Origin of the sequence: Thalassoglobus sp. JC818, assembly GCF_040717535.1 — a bacterium.
GTDB lineage: Bacteria > Planctomycetota > Planctomycetia > Planctomycetales > Planctomycetaceae > Thalassoglobus.
Window position 1 is genome coordinate 237,149 of sequence record NZ_JBFEFI010000005.1, and the last position, 17,632, is coordinate 254,780.

Sequence of the window (17,632 nt, forward strand, 5' to 3'; positions counted from 1 at the left end):
AAAACTTGGGCGTGTTACAGTGGAGACCGTCTTCGGCGGCAGCCCGCTGTTCAAAAGACGAGTCAACAGGGATTTCGGATGCATACGTAAGAGTGAAATTCCCCATATTCTCAATTCGTGGCTTTCGGTCGGAGTTTGACAAGGTGTCGCGATCTCGACACAAATCGTTAGAATTTGTCAGAAAAGCGTCAGAACTATCTCTCCAGCGGCAACCATTTAGGAGACATGATCGAGGTGGCAGAGAAGATTGCGGCAACTCAATCAAGCGATACTCAGGACTTATTCTGGATCCGGTTACTGGAAGAGAATGAGAACTGGATTCGTGGAGTGTTACGCAATCGACTTCATTCCACCGAAGAAGTCGATGATGTCTTTCAGGAGGTCAGTGTCGCTGTCAGCCGCCGAGACTTGCGTCCCTCGGATTTGACGAAAGCACGCTCCTGGCTGTACCGCGTCGCGATTCGGCAGGTTTTGCAGTATCGAAGGAAGTCGGGACGTTACAGACGCCTGGTTGAAAACAATCAGGCACTCACTCCCCGATCGAACTTCGCTGTGGAAGATGACCCGCTCGCGTTTCTCGTGAGAACAGAACGCGCCGAAGTTCTTCGACAGGCACTGGCCGATCTCGGCGAACTCGACCGTGAGATCCTGCATTTGAAGTACGTGGAAAACTGGACTTATCAGGATTTGTCAGAAAACCTGGGAGTCTCGAAGAATACAATTGAGCATCGACTTGTTCGGTCCAAAAAACGATTAAGGAGTCTCCTTGCTCAGTACTCTGAGGAAGATGTCTGATGATGATTGATGATGTAGTAATTCAACGCTGTCTGGATGGCGAGCTCAGCGAGCCGGAGCAAATTGAACTGATCCGTCAGTTGGATTCGGAACCGAATCAGTCAGGCTGGAGAAAGCTGGCAATTGAGTATCTGGAGAACCAGCTGTTCCGCACCGCTCTGCAACATCGAGCCGAACAGCCCATTGCCAAAGTCGCAACAGTTCCCGCACCGGAAATCAGCCCGGAAGCGACGTCTATTTCGCCGTCGACTGCCCCCCCCAAGGTCAACTCTTCCGACCAGAGTCGAAGTAGCACTCCCGGGTTGCATCGAATTCTTCCGCTTGTCGCAGCGAGTTTGATGATCGGCCTGTTCTCCGGTGGCTTCGGTGTTCACCTCGCTTCCAATTCGTCATCGACTCCACCTGCCGATCCGTCTCAGATGGCGGGAACGTTTGATCTTGGAGCGATCAAGGATGGGATCGAATCAGGAGCCATCGCTGTGGGGACCGGGCATCCGCTTGGAAACGGAGGATGGGGCCTCAATCAGTCGGCGGGTAGAAACGAACTTCCTCCGGGTCATGCTCCGAGTGGAGTTCCCAATTTCACGCACCTTGTCGGAAACCGAAACGAACCGCCACCGAGCCGCTCACTCGTTCCATTCACGAGTCAGGATGTCCCATTAGACTGGCGTGAACAAATGGAAAGAAGCGGGTACGAGCTGAAGAGAACCCCGCAGCGGTCGTTCCGCGTGAATCTAGGGAATGGTCGTCAAGCGATCATTCCGGGACACAATGTTCAGGTCGTCCCGGCCGTTCAATAAACCATCACAGCACAGACAAGGCCGCGCAATTCTGAAAACTGAGTGTGAAGTCGGGAGTGTTTCCGCTAAACATTGCACGACCGAACAAGACTCAAATGAACAGCTCTAAATGCTGATGATCGCTCATGAGAGGAGATTCGACAGATGCTAACAACACAAAAGAGATGGAGTCAGACTAGTCTGATGTTAGCTCTGTTTGCATCGGTCCCACTCCTTTGGAGCGGTGGCAAAGCTGCGCATCTCAAAGCCGATCAACCTGCTGAAACAGATTCCTCAGAAACGGCTTCCGATCCGGCCGCACTATCTGAGGTCCCGGAAAACATTCGTGAGATCCTGATCTTCGATTCTTTCGGACGGCCTCGCTTATTCAGGATGGAGGGAGGTCGACCTGTCGAACTTCCGCCACCAGGAGCTGCGATTCCATTTCAGAATATGGAACAGGCAGTTGATCAAAACCGGATTGTGATCGGAGCTGTCCTGAAACCTCTCCCTGAGGGACTTCATGGGCTGCTGGGAATCGAAGAGGGTGTCGGGTTCTTGATCATTCACGTACTCGAAGATGGTCCGGCTGCTCAGGCGGGAATCCTCGAACACGACCTTCTTCTTGAACTGGACAGCACGCCAATTCGCTCGATTCCCGAATTCCGGGAGATCATCGAGAGATTCCACGATCGCGAGATGGACGTCAAAGTTCGTCGCAAACAGGAAGTCTTGAATCTCAAAGTCCGCCCGGTCACATGGTCACAAATCGAGGCTGACGATCTCCAGCGGATGGAACAGGAAGTACCCCCGGAGATGGAAATTCCCGGATTCGCATTTCCGGACGGTTCGAATCTGTTGAGCATTCAAAGTGCCGACGAAATCGAGACGAACGCTCCCCCATCGGATCATTCGAAACATGACGTCAGCGCGAGCGCCGCTGCCGAGATTCATCAAGCTTGTGAAGAACTTCGAGCAGAACGGGCACAGGTTCAGGAACTGCTCGATCAACTCCGAACTGCCATCAAACATCTTGAGATGAAGCAGGCACTTCAGAAGTCAAACGACTCTGAGTAAGTTTGTTGAGCACCCTCTTCTCGAAATGCTGACGTGGTTAAAGCACACGAGCAAATCAATCTGCTCAGCCGATTCTTGCTTGTGATTCCGACGGAACAACTACGAACAGAAATTTCGATGTGCTGAACCGTCGGTTTCTCAAGCTCTCAGCTGCTCGTCAAAACTGCGGTTCTTTCCACTCCGGAATCCCGACTGACGATGACTGTTTTTCGTATTGGACATGAAACGGTCGGTACGGCAGCATTGGGGCTGACTCGTTAACCATCAACGGAACAGTCTTCTTCCACCAGCGATCGTAGGCTTTCGTGAATCGCTCCACGACTTCCGGATGATCTTCGATCACATTGCTCGTCTGCCCGAGATCTTTCCGCATGTCGTAGAGTTCATTTTTTCCGACCATACGGAAACGCTGATTTCGGACAGCGAAGTCGCTCCACTGACTTTCGTTGGGATCTTCACCGGTTTTCCATCGACCTTTGTGCGTGTAGAGAAGTCGCCCTTTCCACTCGGCATCGGGATTTTCGATCAATGGCAACAAGCTACGACCTTCGACCTGTTCGGATGGGTTCTCGGCGCCTGCGAGGTTCGTCAACGTTGGGAACAAATCGATGTGGGCAGCGATGCGGTCAATGTCTTTCCCTTCCTCAATGCGACCAGTCCAGCGGATGAAAAACGGAACGCGCACTCCGCCTTCGTCGGCTGACCCTTTGAGCCCTTTCATGCCAGCATTGTAGGGATAAAGCTTCTCGCCTTCGGGAGTCGTGCCGATCATCTTGCCCATGCGTCCCGAGCCTCCGCCCGTCATTCCGTTATCGGACATGAAGATGACAACTGTGTTGTTGGCAAGATCCCATTCGTCGACCTGCTTCAGAAGTCGACCGAGATTTTCGTCAATATTTTCGATCATCCCGTAGAAGCCAGCTTCCTTGTCAGTGAAACCGAGATCGAGAAAGCGTTGAGCGTTTTCTTCCGGAGCGATGAACGGACCGTGCGGGGCGTTGGTCGCGATGTACGCGAAGAACGGTTCGTCCTTTTCCTTGACTGAATCAATCCATCCCAGAGCAGCGGAGAAGAACAGGTCGGTGCAGAACCCCTTCGTCTTCACAAACGACCCATTGTGCTTAATCACAGGATCGAAGTACTTGTTGCCAGGTGCATCTGCACAACTGCAATCGTAGGCTTGACCGATTCCGCCAGCTCCATGAATGAAGGCTTCGTCGAATCCACGGTGATGAGGTTGGTATTCGTCTTCATCTCCGAGGTGCCACTTCCCGAAAATCCCGGAAGTGTAGCCAGCGGTCTTCAGCACCTGCGGAAGTGTGACCGCATCCAACGTCATCCGTTCGCGTTCGAGAATGGTATGCGTGACACCGTTTCGCATCGGATGACGTCCGGTCATCAACGCAGAGCGAGTTGGGGAACAAGTCGGCGCGACGAGGAATCGCGTCAGTCGCGTGCTTTGATCGTAGAGTTGATCCATGTTCGGAGTTTCGATCCATGGATGTCCGTGTCGTCCCACCGGAGCATATCCCTGATCGTCTGTGATCACGAGAATGATGTTCGGTTTGGAACCAACCAGAGACTCCGCGAGGAGTTGAGAAGAGGAGAGGATCGCCACGATCGCAACAGCCAGTGTTCCGCGCATCATATCTATTTTTTCCTGAACGGACGGCGAGTTTCACATCAACGATTCGTTATCCTATCTCTTGTCTTCAAGCTTGTCGAATCAAGCAAATCCGACCAACGACGAGTTGAAGTTGTCACTCCCATTGATAGTGTGATCATCCACAGAGAAGAGATTCGGTGCTCAGAATTCAGTACTGCTTTGAAGTCATTTCATGGAGAGGGTAAGCTGAGACATTGGAGTTGAGTGGTGGCCAGGCTGATCGTTGTCACATCACTTCACATGCGTAGGAGCCCTTTCCATTCTGCGATAGACAAGAGCACCTCATGAATGAAGAAACCGCAATTCTTGAAGTTTACTCGGTGGGCCCAACCACTGTGGTCGGGTTTGGTGGGCGTGACGTTCTTGACACCGTCAACGTCGCTGTCTGTCGTGACGAGATCCTGAAGCTCATCGAAGACGTGCAGTGCGAAGTCCTCGCGTTCGATTTAACCGGCGTCAAACTTCTTCCAAGTGGCTTGCTCGGCTTACTTGCTTCAATCATGAAGCAAAGCGTCGACGTTCATCTCTATAACCCTTCACCGGACATTTCTGAAGTTCTGGAAACAACCAAGCTGAACACCATTATGGAAGTTCACTTTGTTGACGTTCCGCTCCCAGAAAACGAGTCGTAATTGACGCGGCAGCGGTCCGGTCTGTTTGCTTGATGTTGAAAAACCCAATCTCAACGACTTGGGCTAAAGGTCTATCCGATCGACGGGACATCTCCCGAACTTCGGCCCGAATGATTTGCTGTTATCCAACCTTAACTGATGAAGTTCTGACAGGAACGAAGACATACATGCCTCGACTTATTGAATCACCGACTGTCGTTCAAGCTGCCGGGAACAAACCTAAGCTCATTGAAGAATTCATCGGTCGAGTCAATTCGGGAGACGATTCCATCAGCATCGCTAGAATGAAGTCTCCCGAAGGCTGGGTTGAGCCGGGACAAACACCGCACTTCCGCGAAATGACGATTGTTCTCTCCGGCGAACTACACATCGAATCGAAGACCGAAACTCTGAAAGTTCAATCCGGTCAGGCAGTCATCTGCGAACCCGGAGAGTGGGTCCGCTACAGCACTCCCGGAAAAGAAGGCGCTGAATATCTCGCCATCTGCCTGCCAGCATTCTCTCCGGAGTCCGTACATCGCGACGAGTAATCACGCCGAAAAGATTTATGCTATTAAGTCGTGATACTCAACCCGTCTTCATCGTCTTGTCGTTGCGTGAACTTGTTTCTGTCGATTTGAATTCATGCCACTCATTGCCAACTTAAGATGAAGATCCGCTGAACTCGCCAAGCGTGTAAAGAAGAAAGATTCATCGACTCTATTGACGTCGTTCGGGCTGCAAGTCACCTTCTCTGATCAAAGCGAACACATACGCTCCCGCCTCCCTTCCCTCCGATCACAAGAAGTCGAGAACATGCTCAGCAGAAAAATCCTCGCGGAGTTCATTGGAACGTTCAGCCTTGTTTTTGCTGGAACGGGTGCGATCGTGATCAATGATTTTTCCGCAGGAGCGGTCACACATGTCGGCATCGCGCTGACCTTCGGGCTGGTCGTGATGGCGATGATCTACGCAATCGGTGATATCTCGGGATGCCACATCAACCCAGCTGTGACGATTGCATTTACTGTGGACAAACGCTTTCCCGTTGAGCAGGTGATTCCCTACATCTTCGTTCAAATTCTCGGAGCGATTTCGGCGAGTCTCGTCTTGAAGTCAGTCTTTCCCGACAATCCAACTCTCGGAGCGACGCTACCCGCATTGAGTGCGTGGTCGTCCCTTGTCTTCGAGTTCCTGCTGACCTTCATCTTGATGTTCGTCATCCTGACCGTTTCCACGGGGGCGAAAGAGAAAGGCATCATGGCCGGCGCTGCGATCGGAGGAGTGGTCGCGTTCGAAGCAATGTTTGCCGGACCTCTGTGCGGTGCGTCAATGAACCCAGCTCGCTCCATTGGACCAGCTGTTGTGAGTGGTCAAACTGGCGACTTGTGGATTTATATTGTCGCCACAACTCTGGGTGCCGTCGCTGCCGTGCCGATCTGCCGTATTCTTCACGCTCAAGAACACGCAGCAACTCCCGAAACCGAGTCCGTTGAGAGCTGACGGACTGATGATGCGAGTCGTGGTTAGCTTCCGCTGTCGGACTCATCTCCCGATCGGACGATCCGGATTTTCAGGGGAATCCGATACTCGTGAAACCGCTCGCGCTCGATGAGTTGGCCGTCGTACTGGCCGAACACTAAGAACGATGTCTCGCGGCCGAATTTGGTTTGCCCCAGAAGATTGATCTCACGTCGTGGTGAACCATCCACGAGTTCCTGTGATTGCAGATGCCAGTCGGTCGAAGTTGCGATCTTCTCGGAATCCCAACTGGAAACGGTCTCACGGCGAGTCAGCTGCAACAGCATTTCCATCTGAGGTTGGGAATCGAATGGAGAACCGCGGCCGAAATCCCCGGACGGAGAAGCGACCAATTGAACCGAGCGTGTCTGCTGATCAGTCCAGGTGTGGCTGACCTTTCCCGGAACTCGCGGGTAGATCCATGTTTCGAGATTTCCAAGAAGATACGGCAAGATACCTGAAGCTGGATCGCGGAATTGATCCGATCCAAATTCGACAGTTTCGGGATCGACAGATTCCTGATAGGAAAACGGACCTCGGGGAAACGGCGGGCGAAATGAAGAGAACGGATGGATCGATGACTCTGAAGGTTCGACAGGCGAAGCGATTTTGGGAAGCGAAACACCCTCCCTCGCAGCCGTGCTCTTGTCGAGAGCAGTCTCGATCAGACTGAGAGCGGGTCGTCCCGCAGCGACAGCATCGACTCGAAAACCGATCGTCCCTGAATGCGTGTGTCTCTGGGTCGGATACTCCGCAGTCAGCTCGAGTGAGTACCTGTGTACGTCTCCTCGCTTCCACGAGTAGTTCAGTTCAAGGTCTCTCTCTGGAGAAGGCTGTTGTTGAGCTGCCGCTTGAACAACTTCCTGAGCATCTTGGGCTCGCTCGGGAGAATCCTCGTTCGACTCCTCAACTCCAGCTTCACGACTGTCGCCTGCCTTCGGAGATGACGTGAGTTTCTGATCCGATGTCGCTGAACCGCTTTGGTCAATCTTCGTAGCAACGGAAGCACTACGAGCCTGAATCGGAGCACCGGGCAGAATGATGAGTGCCAGCAGGATGGTCAGAACGGAAGTTCGTAAACGGGTATATGTTTCCGTCGCACTGCTGCGAGGCTGCATGATTTTTTGGAGACGTTGTCGGGTCACCTCAAGTGGACTCAGCCCGGCAAGTCCAGGTTGGTGGCGCAACTTTTGATGCAACTCCAGCATGTTGATGAGACAACGTGCGTAGCTGGCTGGTCGGCATTGAAGTTGAGTGACTACGTCGCGGTCACAACACTCTTCGCGAACACGCCGCATTTCACGGTTCAACCACCAGACGAATGGATGAAACCACCAGATGGTTTGGATCATCAGCTGAAGCGTGCCGACAATGGTATCTCCTCGCCTCAAGTGGGTCATTTCATGAGCGAGAATGAGCCGCATCTCTTCGGGTGTTGTCTTATCGACAAGATGCGAAGGGAGAACAACAAATGGCCGAAACACACCTGTCGCGAACGGAACGCTGGGATGCAGCGTTACGAGAACTCGCGGAATTTTTGTCAGGCCTAAATTCGCAGAAACGATTTCGACAGCTTCGAGCAACTCATCGGAAGGTTCGACTCGGGTATCCTGATGGAAACGCCGCATTTGCCCGAGTTTGCCTAACAGGTATCCAATTAATGAGATTGCGCCCGTGAACCAGACAAAGAGCGAAATCTGAATCCAGGAGATTTCGGCGGGTTTTGGTGAAGTCGAAAGAGCAGATGACTCAGCAAGCGAAGAAGAATGCTCGACTGCGTCTGTCGATCCGTGCTCAACTTGCGATTGTGCGATTGCTGGATCAGCAGGCTCTGAAATCACATCAGGACTTGGTGAGTCAATCTTCTGACTGGGAGTTTTGGCAGGTGTCGAAACTGCGGCTGTGCGATTCGGAGCGACCCAGCTAAAGACTCCTGTCGGTGAACTCCAGAGCGGAGGAGTGATCGTTTTGATGAGAATCAGAAGCAGAATTGCGTAGCTGAAATGACTGGCGTGTTTGGTCAACGTACGGACGGTGATTATGGCGACCGGGATCAGCAGCGTGATCTGCCAAAGTTGAGTCCACAGCAGTTCTATTACACGATCGCTCATTCGGGGATTGTCTGTTCCGATTCCAAATGCGAGAGCATGTCCTTCAGCTGTTGTAAGTCGTCGTCCTTCAGTCCCTGTTCGCGAATCAAATGTTCCACGAGGGGGAGTGCTTCTCCGTCGAACAACCGTCCGACGAAGTCTTTCACCGTCTCATGAATCACCTGACTGGGGCGAACTTTCGCTGTGTAAAGCAAGCTTCTGCCCGATCTCTTCGATGTCAGATACCCCTTGGTCTCGAGCCGCCTCAAGAATGTCTGCACAGTCTTGTAGTCGATCTCTCGTCCTTCCGGGAGAGATTCCAGGACATCGCGGACGGTGGCAGTTTGAAGGTCCCAGACAATCCTGGCAATTTCCATTTCGGCTTTGGATAAAGCAGGACGTTGGCTCATGGGAATTGGCCTTCGGTATTGAGTAAACAAACAACAGGCTTCGTCGAAAATCAGCCCGACGAATAGGCATACACACGTAAGAGATTATGCCACGAAGAATACGTCAGATGCAACGGAATCTCAAACGATTTCGCAATTGAGAGACTACCTCGCGGATCGGAACTCGTGCAGGAATCCGATGATCAGCCCAATCGAAAGCCCGATCAGCAGACCAGCGATGTGGCAGGCTGAACTAACGCGGGGAGTGACACGATCGAAGACGAACTGCAACATGACCATCATCAACAGCAAGTTGAAGTCTCGCGAAACGAATGAATTCCGTTTCAAAAGCATGCCTCTGCCCATGTATCCGAGGAGACACCCAATGATTCCCATCACTCCACCAGATGCTCCCACCATCGTGATAGGATTTGTCGGCGAAGCATCGACAAAGAATGTCATCAAAGCGATCGAAAGAACTGCACAGACGAGATAGCTGACGCCAGTGACAATCGATCCCCATGCCCGCTCGAGACGCGGCCCGAAAAGAATGAGTCCAAACAAGTTCATACAGAGATGAGTCAGCCCAAAGTGCAGGAACGCTGCATTAAAAACGCGCCACCAGTCATCAGGGTAAATCGACCAGGGAAGCACCAGAGCACCGCATTCCACCAGATTGTTGATGTCGCGGCTGTTCTCCAGCATTCGCTCCAACTTGTCGGTAAACGTCAGACCATTATCGAAGCTGAAAACTTGTTGAAACACCGGACCATGCAGCATTTCTGCAATGAAGGCAGCGATGAGTGTCAGCGAAAGAAGAATCGTCGCCCAGCTTCTTCGAACAACCGGATGTCCAAACAATGTGTAGCGAGATTCGTGTTCGACGGTGCTCTGAATTGACTCGAGAATCGCGGCATTATCTGTCGCGAAATCTTCCACAAGATGAACGGGAGTTGCCAATCGGCGTTTCGCAGCTAACACAATTTGTGAGTCGTCCACTTTTTCCAGAACACGGAAAACTTCGGCAGCCTCTTCACTTTCTCCACGTGCCTGCAGCGCGGTCGCTCTCCAGAACTCTCCGCTGTCACGATTCAACGACTTCAGTGGACCGTTCAGAATGGCCACAACCAAGTCGTCACGTCCTGCGAATGCGGAGACTTTCATTCGAGTCAGATTGAGATACTTCACCGAGAGGACTCGGCGTTGATCGCTCGAAAGCTTCTCATACGATTCGAGCATCGCTTCGAGCTGCCCAGTCTCACCAAGCGACTGCAAATACAGGTCAGCGACCAACGGGTCCTTGAGAAGTCTGCTTCGAACCTGCGAGGAATTGATCGAATTGATGAACGTTTCCCAGTTCGAAAGATGCCGAATCTTGAGCACAGCAGCAGCCCGGCCGATGGAGGTCGGCTTGTGCTCCATCATCTCCAGAATTCCCAAGCCCTCATTGACGGAACCTTGCTTGAGGAGGGCAATGGCCCGGCTGAGCTGGAGTTTATCGCGAGCATCATCGAACGGATGCAGGATCACCGCGATTCGAGTCACAGTGAGCGCCAGAGAATGATGCCCGTTCCCAAGGAGGGAATCCGACCACCGGAAGAGCAATCCAGGCAACAACATCACCGCAAACCAAACAATGCCAGCTGTGTAGCCAGCGATGTTCGGTGCGAAATAGTAGCTGATGCCCAGAACTGCCGAGACCAGAAGTGGGATGGTTAAGCGGACCGGTGATCGAAACCCGGTCATCGCAATCTGCCCGAATGCAGCAACGCAGCTGACCATCACCGTCCAGATCAACAGCCAGTTCGGTGTCATTCGTTGTCAGCCTGCGTGATCTCAAAGGTGAGTGACCAACGCCATCACCTGTCGACATTCCATTTCGAGAAGTTCGAAATCATCCGAGTTGAGCGAGACTCAACACAAGCGGGCTCACGCGGGTGTCTCTTCTTCTTCTCGATCAAATGACGGAGGTGAGAACTTCGGAGCTGTCACTTCCTGTTCGTGATCAGTCACTTCTGGACGAGGTGTTTTGGAAGGTGAGCTGGAGTGTGAACTCGATCGAACTTCGTCTTCGATCCCGCTGATTCCCTTCTTGAACTCAACGATTCCTTTTCCGAGGCTGCGGGCTACTTCCGGCAGGCGTTTTCCAAATAGCAGCAGTGCAATAATCCCGACAATCATCATTTCCGGGACACCGACTCCACCAGGCAGGAATGCCAATAGACCAGCAAACATAATGGACCTCACGTAATCTCTAAAAGACGTTTCTAAAAACAATTAATGCTGACAACTGAGTGCATGTCAACCGACGCACCTCAGGATTTTCCGCAGTCGCTGCTTGAGTCGGAAGTTCTTATGGAATGGACGCAATGGGAGGATTTTTTTCGTAGGGAACTAAGACTCATGAGTCGAACACGCAACGCTTTGTGCCATCGACCCTGTCCTGCTCAACGTCCATTCGATTGCAATGCCTAAAGCCTCAGACTCAAAAAGGATCAGTTGCACTCGCCGAGCGATTCAACCGAGAATCAAGTCACTCGAAGGACAGTCAAATGCCTCCGCGAATGATCCGTTCGACAGACGTGGCAATCACTTCACCGAGCACTCTTCGTCCTGAATTCCCTGACGAAATGATCGAAAACTTTGCCCAACCGATTTCATGGTTGAAGGAAGGCGATGACCGAATAACAGCAGGCCAACGAATAAGAAAAGAACCAGTTCTGCAGTTCCAAATCCGAACATTCTTCGAGTACTCCATCTGAACGCAACTCTAGAAACATCCCTCCGCGAGAGCGGCGAATCGACTGCCACCCGCAATAAATTGGGACGATAATGATGGATACTCAAGTTGTTCACGGAATGAACCGCGGACGATGAGAGCACTCAGATAATACCGTTTCTATCGATGAAGTCAATTATTTTCCATATCTGCCAACTTCATCAGCCTGAGCTCTGAACAACTCGACTGATTGACCGGATTCTTTCCATCGATTGAGATTTCAGCTGCCCAACATCGCCCGTCGCTGACAAAGTCAGTAATCTGCACAAAGAAGAGAATCAATGAGCGTCGATGAAGACTCACAGCATCCACTTTCTCCGTGTCTTCGTGACTGATTGGAGTGCCTCTACACGCCGAAACCTTCGGTGTTCACGACCTCGTCTCGTACGTCGAGACGATCAGAGGTTTTCAGTCGATGCCCGGCAGCCTGAACGACGCATTTGGCCAGATCCGAGTGATCAACAACGTCGTCGGAGTTCTGCTGAAATCAAGACGTCGAGTTGTGCGGATTTTTGACAAGAACCTGGATGGTACGGTTCGTCTCGAAACTGAATTGTGAAGAGGATTGTGTCGATGAAAGTCTCCATTGTCGGTGGCGGTGGTTTGGTCGGGTCCTGTGCAGCTTTTGCTCTCCAGTTTGGAGGGATCGCAAGCGAGATCGCTCTCGTCGATGTCAACGAAGATCTCGTCGGCGGACAGGTTCTCGATCTGCTGCATGGAGCGTCGTTGACCTCAGATCAGAGAATCGTCGGAGGAACTGCTGAGCAGTCCGCCGATGCCGACGTCATCTGCATTACTGCCGGATTGCGAAGAAAGCCGGAAGAGAGCCGTCTCGACCTCATCAATCGTAATGTCGCCCTGTTCAAGAACATCCTCGCCGACTTAAAGCGTGTTGGATACAAAAAAGACGCCATCATCTTCGTCGTCTCCAATCCTGTTGACGTTCTGACCTATCTGGCAGTCAAGGAACTGGGCCTTCCTCCGCAACAAGTGATCGGCCTCGGAACTGTTCTCGACACAACACGACTTCGCAGCATGCTCGCTCAACAGATCAGCGTTCCGCCAAGTCAGGTGCAGGTCACCATCTTCGGTGAACACGGCGACAGCATGGTTCCCATCTGGTCCAACGCACAAATCGCAGGTTTGCCACTTGAGAAGTTTCCCGGTGTCACTTCCGGTTTGATCGCTGAAGTTGAAAAGAAAACCCGCGGATCGGGAGCGGAAGTGATCAAGAAGAAAGGCGGAGCAGGATTCGCCGTGGGTGTTTCGATCGCTGACGTCATTCACTCGATCGCGCTGGATCAACAGCGAATCATGCCAGTCTCGTCGCTTCAGAACGGAGCATACGGACTGCACGACGTCTGCATCAGTGTTCCGACAGTCGTCGGCCGATCGGGAGCTGTCTCTCACCTCGAAATCGAGCTTTGGCCGAAAGAGCTGAGTGGACTGCAACGCTCTGGCCAAGTGCTTCGAGAAACGATCGACAAAGTGCTCGGCGGATAATCAAGAATTTCCAGTCTGACAGCACTCACCTGCAGGCTCTTCTGTTGTTGATAATTGTGTTTACTCGTGCGATTCGCTGTGCTTCGGAGATATCGATTCCCGAGCACATTTTCAGCGTAAGCTGCGCGATTTCGCACGAGTGAACAGGCTTCGGCAACTCGATCTACTTTTGACCCGGAGCGGACAGGCTCACTTCCGAACCCGGCGGAGTCTGGAGGAGCGAGCGAACAGATCGTTCCAACTGATTGAGATTTGTACGAGTCGTCACAACGACACCATTCGAATCGAGCAGCCAGTAAGATGGAATCTGTGTCACGCCGTAATAGTGTGCAACGGGATTGTTCGTTCCCCGCTTGTTTCGGTCGGAGAAGAACACATTTCGCCAGTCGAGATTCGTAAACTCGACAAATCTTCGGGCTGAGAGATCTTCGCGGTCCATGTTGACTCCCACGACCTGAAATCGGCCATCGAGTCGCTGCTGTGCGGAGTCAATCAGCGGGATGTCTTTCTGAAACTCTTCTGAGTTCGAAGCCCAAAACACCACCAGCACAGGTGCTCCCTGGAATTCTTGAATATTCAGGTGCTGGCCATCCAGCGTCGAGCCTCCGAATTCTTCCAGCTTCTGACCTTGCAGCCTGAGCCTTCGCATCATGCCAGCCACTTGCGAGGCGTAGGGCGTTTCGGCGAATTCAACTTCGATGACTGACAGGCAGGAGAGCGCCAAGGCCTGCAGGCCGTTGTGATCGCACAAACGTCCTGCGGACATGAGATGAATTGCTCCGCGATTTGATTCTTGTGGAAACCTCGCTGCGAACAGCTTCGCCTGCTGTGCATAGGCGATGATCCACTGTTCGTCGTCGATTGCGTTCTGCTGAGCTTGTGTCTGCGTGTACTGAAGAACTCTTGATGCAGTTTCAATTGCCGCAAAAGACTTCGGATCGTACTGGAAGAACGTTTCCGCATCGGACTTGAGGAGTTCAGCTTGCTCAAGATCACCTGCGATTGCCAGATGGAGACGTGCATCAGAGAGCGCATCGACCGCACTATTGAGGACTTTAATCTGCTCTGGGTCGCGATGAGTTTCTACGATCACAGGCTGAGCCAGCGCAACAACCTCACGTGCCCGACGTTCCCGTTCAACAACAACCTGTTCGGGAGTCAGAATGACAACCTTCTCGTCTTCGCTTTGAGTTGTCCCGGGCTGAACGACTCGGTCCAGCGGAGCGGAACGCAGTTGCGAAATTCGCTTCAGTCGATCGAGCGGAGTCGCCAGTGGTTTTTTCGGGTTCTGCTCAGACGTTTCACCGTCTGATCCGTTGGTCGCTTGAGATTCCTCAGCCTGAGCAACTTCATTCGACGTGATCGCAGGCGATGATGCAATTTGCGAACTCGATGACTCGCTCAAAGCCACATCGCTGTTAGCCACATTTTGTGACTCAATTTGAGCTGGAGAAGAGGTCTCACTCGATTCCTGAGTGATCTGCTGCGGTGTTGTTTCGGAACAACCACAGAAGGCAATAACCAGTCCAAGAGAAATCCAGACGGGATGCTTACAATTCATTGTTTTGCAATCCTTTGCGATTCACAGTGAAGCAAGTTCCAATGTCGTGACTTGCCGCATCAGCAGAATTTGCCGAACTTTTACATCAAATGACACATTCTCGACAAGATCCAATTCCAAATGAGACAAAATCTGTCCGCATCCCAGATCTCGGGACGGGGGACAAACCGATCGAGCTCGTCCATTGGCTGGTCGACGAACGAGCGCAAGTCATTTCAGGAGAACGCGTTGCGGAACTCCTCGCAGACTCGGTCCTGTTCTATCTCGAAGTGGAGCAGGATGGCGAATTGAGCGAATTTCGAGTCGGAGCTGGAACCCGGGTCAAGATCGGACAAGAGGTTGCAGTCATCACCGTCGCTGAAGATGCCTGACGTTCCAGTCAAACTCCACTTGCAGAAGCAACTGACTCAGAAACGTCTATTTGCTGGAAGGACTGCCAAAGCAGAGAATTTTCCCATTCGAGCTGTCAGTTCCGATGACCAGATAGCCAGCCGAAATAGCCGGCGATCCCGAGATCGACTGCTTCGCTGGATACTTCCAGACTTCTTTACCATCGCTCAAACTCACGCCATAGACGTTTCGGTCCGCTGAACCGAAGTAGATGTTGTTACCTGCGATCACAGGAGAGGAGTCAACGCGTCCGCGAGTCGCAAACGACCACTTCAGCTCCCCAGTCTTGCGGTCAATGCAATGGACATGTTTATCCCGGCTGCCAATGAGCACCAGTTCATCGGTGATCGCTGGGGAAGAGTGCATTTGCTGTTCGCGTCCGGGAATCGAGAACGTCCAGCCTTCCACGCCGTCCACGATTGGAAGTGCGTGAACGCTTCCGCCATCTGTGCCGAAGTAAAGAATGTCATCTTTCGCAGCAGCAGAGGCGATCAGGAGAGCATCCAACGGCACTTCAGAAACGCTCATCCCCTGCTCAATATCGAAGACTCGAAGAACAGGTTGATCACAACCGGTTGTGAATGTCTTCCCATCATGAATCGTGGGAGTTGCGTTCACAGGTCCTTGTGCTTCAGCTGTCCAGACCTTTTCTCCCGTATCCGCATTCAGGCAATAGAGCAGCCCATCATGTGAGCCGAAAATGACATTGTCGCCGACGACTTGAGCTCCGCCGACGATTTCCGCTTCTGTTTCCAACGTCCATTTTCTGGCTCCTGTTTTCCGATCGACCGCGTGAAAGGTGCCGAAATCATCCCCGCCAAAAACCGTTGTCGCGTTCAGCGTCAATGCCGCGTTAAAACCTGGTGGAATGTCATTGTCGGCAACTTCATCCACAGAGCGATAGGTCCAGACGAGTTCACCGGAACTGAGTTCAAAGCAATGAATGTCGCCGCTGAGAGTTCCGACATACGTTCGACCGTCAGCAATGACCGGGGTCGATGCAGTTCCGTCGGGCGTGGTGTATTCCCACTTCAGTTCCAATTCATCCGAGAGAGGACCATCGGCGATCCCAAGATTCTGATGTCCGTTTCGGAATGATGTCCAGCCTTGTGTGACACTGGCCGTCTCATCATCCGCATTTAACTGGGCGACGAGGCCGCATCCAAACCAGACGGCGACAATGATCGCAACAGCAATCGACACACGAATCGCCGCGTGCTTTTCTATTTCCTGACAGGCACTGAAAGTCCTGACGGATATTGAACTCAGTCTGTTGGATGAAGTGCGCATTGGTAGAGTTCCTTCAACGATTGAGCATTCACAGCACGAGGATTGTTCTTTCCCGTCCATTGTTCGGCCGCTTCTTCGGACATTGTTTCGAAGAGGGCAGGATCAACATCGCATTCAGCCAAAGTCGTCGGCTGGCCAGTCTGGCGAACCGTATCCGTGAGAAAGGCTGCGAGTTGTGAACTGGCTTCGGGATCATCATCCGCACACAACTTGGCGTCGGCGGCCAGAATTCCGTAAAGACGTGCAATTTCATCGAGTTCAGAATTGAACCGAACAACATGTGGCAACAGGATTCCTATCGCAATCCCGTGCGTCAGACCAAAATGAGCCGAAAGTGGATTCGCCAGGGCATGCGTTGCTCCCAGCATGGAATTCTCGATCGCTGCTCCCGCCAGATGGGCTCCGAGCAACATCGATCCTCGCGAATCGAGATCTTCAGGCGCCTTCATCGACTTCAGAAGAGCACCGGACAAAAGCTGCCATGCACTTCGACTGAATTGTTGTGAGAAGGGATTCCTCTTCACAGTGACGAAACTCTCGACAGCGTGACTGATGGCATCGACACCCGTCGCTGCGGTGACACTCGTCGGCATCGTGACTGTCAGTTCCGGATCGAGAATGGCAATTTTCGCGGCGGCTTTCTTGTCTCCGCAGGCCATCTTCATGTGCGTCACCGGATCGGCAATCACCGCAAACGATTGAGCTTCGCTGCCAGTTCCGGACGTCGTCGGCACAGCAATCAACGGCAGCATGTCTTGCTTGGCTTTGCCGACTCCCTTGTAGTCCGCCATTTCTCCTCCGTTGGTGAGGAGAAAATTAATGCCTTTCGCACAGTCCATGCTGCTTCCACCCCCAAGGCCGACAATGAAGTCGACCTCAGCACTTCGCGCAAACTCGACACCGGCCGCGATATCAAGAGTCGTGGGATTGCAGTGGACATCGTCGAAGACGAAAACAGAAAGGCCACAAAGTTTCAGTGATTCGACAGCCCGCAATTCGTGCCCAGCTTCCTTGATCCCCTGATCGGAGACGAGCAAAACCCGTCGCCCACCCAAATCGCGGACGGACGGGCCGAGCTGATTGAGTGTTCCCGGACCATACACGACCCGCGTTCGAGGGTCGAATTCAAACTCTGGGATCATCATATGACTGTATGCAGGAGGGAGTGGGGAATGAGCCGC

18 protein-coding genes are annotated in these 17,632 nt (G+C 52.4%); 9 read left to right on the top strand and 9 right to left on the bottom strand.

Annotation, left to right across the window (positions count from 1 at the left end):
- Positions 1 to 234: 234 nt before the first annotated feature.
- From AB1L42_RS14910 to AB1L42_RS14920, 3 genes are all read left to right on the top strand, one after another.
- The gene (locus AB1L42_RS14910) at positions 235 to 795 is read left to right on the top strand and encodes a sigma-70 family RNA polymerase sigma factor (RefSeq protein ID WP_367057174.1); all 561 of its coding nucleotides are present in this window, start codon (positions 235 to 237) and stop codon (positions 793 to 795) included.
- Positions 795 to 1,595, top strand: coding sequence for a hypothetical protein (locus AB1L42_RS14915; RefSeq protein ID WP_367057177.1), 801 nt, complete (start codon positions 795 to 797; stop codon positions 1,593 to 1,595). Before AB1L42_RS14910 ends, AB1L42_RS14915 begins: the two co-directional genes overlap by 1 nt.
- 183 nt (positions 1,596 to 1,778) lie before the next feature.
- Positions 1,779 to 2,651, top strand: coding sequence for a PDZ domain-containing protein (locus AB1L42_RS14920; protein WP_367057180.1), 873 nt, complete (start codon positions 1,779 to 1,781; stop codon positions 2,649 to 2,651).
- A 157-nt stretch (positions 2,652 to 2,808) separates the two neighbouring features.
- On the opposite strand, the gene AB1L42_RS14925 is transcribed toward AB1L42_RS14920, so the two are convergent.
- Entirely contained in the window at positions 2,809 to 4,299 is a 1,491-nt protein-coding gene (locus AB1L42_RS14925; protein ID WP_367057183.1) for an arylsulfatase, read from the bottom strand.
- Between the two features lie 302 nt (positions 4,300 to 4,601).
- On the opposite strand from AB1L42_RS14925, the gene AB1L42_RS14930 reads away from it, so the two are divergent.
- The 3 genes from AB1L42_RS14930 to AB1L42_RS14940 all read left to right on the top strand — a co-directional run bounded on the left by AB1L42_RS14930 (position 4,602) and on the right by AB1L42_RS14940 (position 6,431).
- Positions 4,602 to 4,949, top strand: coding sequence for an STAS domain-containing protein (locus AB1L42_RS14930; RefSeq protein ID WP_367057186.1), 348 nt, complete (start codon positions 4,602 to 4,604; stop codon positions 4,947 to 4,949).
- Positions 4,950 to 5,116: 167 nt separating this feature from the next.
- Positions 5,117 to 5,479, top strand: a complete 363-nt coding sequence (locus AB1L42_RS14935; protein WP_367057189.1) for a cupin domain-containing protein — start codon at positions 5,117 to 5,119, stop codon at positions 5,477 to 5,479.
- A 265-nt stretch (positions 5,480 to 5,744) separates the two neighbouring features.
- Positions 5,745 to 6,431, top strand: a complete 687-nt coding sequence (locus tag AB1L42_RS14940) for an aquaporin (protein ID WP_367057192.1) — start codon at positions 5,745 to 5,747, stop codon at positions 6,429 to 6,431.
- Positions 6,432 to 6,454: 23 nt separating this feature from the next.
- Here the strand turns inward: AB1L42_RS14940 and AB1L42_RS14945 are convergent, their stop codons facing one another.
- The 5 genes from AB1L42_RS14945 to AB1L42_RS14965 form a co-directional block, all read right to left on the bottom strand.
- The gene (locus tag AB1L42_RS14945) at positions 6,455 to 8,560 is read right to left on the bottom strand and encodes a M56 family metallopeptidase (RefSeq protein WP_367057195.1); all 2,106 of its coding nucleotides are present in this window, start codon (positions 8,558 to 8,560) and stop codon (positions 6,455 to 6,457) included.
- A complete protein-coding gene (locus AB1L42_RS14950) occupies positions 8,557 to 8,949 on the bottom strand; it encodes a BlaI/MecI/CopY family transcriptional regulator (protein WP_367057198.1) in 393 nt (130 codons plus the stop codon). The genes AB1L42_RS14945 and AB1L42_RS14950 overlap by 4 nt, the downstream gene beginning before the upstream one ends.
- Positions 8,950 to 9,093: 144 nt before the next feature.
- A complete protein-coding gene (locus tag AB1L42_RS14955; RefSeq protein WP_367057201.1) occupies positions 9,094 to 10,743 on the bottom strand; it encodes a rhomboid family intramembrane serine protease in 1,650 nt (549 codons plus the stop codon).
- 114 nt (positions 10,744 to 10,857) lie between these two features.
- Complete coding sequence (locus AB1L42_RS14960) at positions 10,858 to 11,163, bottom strand: twin-arginine translocase TatA/TatE family subunit (protein WP_367057204.1); 306 nt, start codon at positions 11,161 to 11,163, stop codon at positions 10,858 to 10,860.
- Positions 11,164 to 11,517: 354 nt separating this feature from the next.
- Complete coding sequence (locus AB1L42_RS14965) at positions 11,518 to 11,670, bottom strand: twin-arginine translocase TatA/TatE family subunit (protein ID WP_367057207.1); 153 nt, start codon at positions 11,668 to 11,670, stop codon at positions 11,518 to 11,520.
- A 377-nt stretch (positions 11,671 to 12,047) separates the two neighbouring features.
- Between AB1L42_RS14965 and AB1L42_RS14970 the strand changes: the two genes are divergently transcribed.
- A complete protein-coding gene (locus tag AB1L42_RS14970) occupies positions 12,048 to 12,266 on the top strand; it encodes a hypothetical protein (protein ID WP_367057210.1) in 219 nt (72 codons plus the stop codon).
- A gap of 14 nt (positions 12,267 to 12,280) precedes the next feature.
- Positions 12,281 to 13,210 carry a lactate/malate dehydrogenase family protein gene (locus tag AB1L42_RS14975; RefSeq protein ID WP_367057213.1) on the top strand — a complete coding sequence of 310 codons (930 nt, stop codon included), beginning with the start codon at positions 12,281 to 12,283 and terminating at the stop codon, positions 13,208 to 13,210.
- A gap of 163 nt (positions 13,211 to 13,373) precedes the next feature.
- Here the strand turns inward: AB1L42_RS14975 and AB1L42_RS14980 are convergent, their stop codons facing one another.
- Positions 13,374 to 14,771: a TlpA disulfide reductase family protein gene (locus AB1L42_RS14980; RefSeq protein WP_367057216.1), complete on the bottom strand. Its 1,398-nt coding sequence runs from the start codon at positions 14,769 to 14,771 to the stop codon at positions 13,374 to 13,376.
- A gap of 89 nt (positions 14,772 to 14,860) precedes the next feature.
- Between AB1L42_RS14980 and AB1L42_RS14985 the strand changes: the two genes are divergently transcribed.
- Positions 14,861 to 15,142: a lipoyl domain-containing protein gene (locus tag AB1L42_RS14985; protein ID WP_367057219.1), complete on the top strand. Its 282-nt coding sequence runs from the start codon at positions 14,861 to 14,863 to the stop codon at positions 15,140 to 15,142.
- Between the two features lie 46 nt (positions 15,143 to 15,188).
- On the opposite strand, the gene AB1L42_RS14990 is transcribed toward AB1L42_RS14985, so the two are convergent.
- Both AB1L42_RS14990 and AB1L42_RS14995 read right to left on the bottom strand, forming a co-directional pair.
- On the bottom strand, positions 15,189 to 16,451 hold the full coding sequence (locus AB1L42_RS14990) for a PQQ-binding-like beta-propeller repeat protein (RefSeq protein WP_367057222.1): 1,263 nt from the start codon (positions 16,449 to 16,451) through the stop codon (positions 15,189 to 15,191).
- Positions 16,427 to 17,596 carry an iron-containing alcohol dehydrogenase gene (locus AB1L42_RS14995; protein WP_367057225.1) on the bottom strand — a complete coding sequence of 390 codons (1,170 nt, stop codon included), beginning with the start codon at positions 17,594 to 17,596 and terminating at the stop codon, positions 16,427 to 16,429. Before AB1L42_RS14995 ends, AB1L42_RS14990 begins: the two co-directional genes overlap by 25 nt.
- Positions 17,597 to 17,632: the final 36 nt, after the last annotated feature.